The organism is Kitasatospora cystarginea, from assembly GCF_039533515.1.
GTDB classification, from domain to species: domain Bacteria; phylum Actinomycetota; class Actinomycetes; order Streptomycetales; family Streptomycetaceae; genus Kitasatospora; species Kitasatospora cystarginea.
Genome location: NZ_BAAATR010000211.1, coordinates 1 through 597, shown reverse-complemented (window position 1 = coordinate 597; position 597 = coordinate 1). Strand labels below are relative to the sequence as shown.

2 protein-coding genes are annotated in these 597 nt (G+C 61.5%); both read left to right on the top strand.

Features of this window, described 5'->3' with window-relative positions; all coding sequences use genetic code 11:
* Positions 1-312: MaoC/PaaZ C-terminal domain-containing protein (locus tag ABD369_RS40890; protein ID WP_344641706.1), on the top strand; the 312-nt coding region annotated here is incomplete at its 5' end.
* A 6-nt stretch (positions 313-318) separates the two neighbouring features.
* Positions 319-597: EthD family reductase (locus ABD369_RS40885; RefSeq protein ID WP_344641705.1), on the top strand; the 279-nt coding region annotated here is incomplete at its 3' end.

Here is a 597-nt window from a genome sequence, read left to right as displayed (position 1 = left end):
GCGAATCCACTCTTCGGCGGCATCGTCGCGCACGGCTATCTTGTTGTCTCACTCGCTGCGGGCCTGTTCGTCGACCCGGCTCCCGGCCCGGTTCTCGCGAACTTCGGCGTGGACAGCCTCAGGTTCCTGACTCCGGTCAAAGCCGAAGACAGCCTGACGGTCACCCTCACAGCCAAGACCATCACACCTCGCAGCAGCGCAGACTACGGTGAGGTTCGTTGGGACGCCGTGGTGACGAACCAGGACAACGATCCGGTCGCGACATACGACGTCCTGACTCTGGTAGCCAAGACTCGCCCCGAAGGGAATTGAAAGCACATGACCTATCGAGTAGCAGTGTGTTACGGACGCCCCACCGATCCGGAGGCTTTCGACAAGTACTACAACGAGATCCACGTCCCGCTCGCCAGCGCAGTGCCAGGGCTCTCGGACTTCACGTTCAGCAAGTGCTCGACGCTGGACGGCTCCGATCCAGTCTTCTATGCCGTCGCCAACCTCGTGTTTCCCGATCTCGAGACGATGCAGAGCGGCCTGAAGTCCCCGGAGATGGGCGCCGCTGGAAAAGATGTCGCAAACTTTGCCACCGGCACGGTCGAC